Genomic DNA, 289 nt, shown 5'->3' on the forward strand with positions numbered 1-289 from the left:
GCGGCCGGAGGCGGCGCCGATCACGGTGGCGGTGGCCGCGGTGGACAGCGGCGCCACGTGCAGCAGGACCGAGCGGCGCTTGGCGCACCCCCAGGAGGGCCTGGTGTGCAGCAGTTCGGAGCGGGCGCCGGCGATCAGCAGCAGGGCGACCGGGCCGAGCCGGACGGTGAGGTCCTCGACGAAGGAGCGGACGAAGTCGGCGGCGCGGTGGAGGTCGTCCAGGACGACCACCAGCGGGCGGTCGGCGGCGGCCTCCTCCAGGAACTGCCGCAGCGCGTCGAGGACTTCC

The 289-nt window shown here is 75.8% G+C and carries 1 pseudogene; it reads right to left on the reverse strand.

Annotated elements, in window-relative coordinates:
- Positions 1-289, reverse strand: a pseudogene (locus ABD308_RS37905) (hypothetical protein); the annotation flags it as partial.

The sequence above is a fragment of the Kitasatospora putterlickiae genome (assembly GCF_039527695.1).
In the GTDB taxonomy this organism is placed as follows: domain Bacteria; phylum Actinomycetota; class Actinomycetes; order Streptomycetales; family Streptomycetaceae; genus Kitasatospora; species Kitasatospora putterlickiae.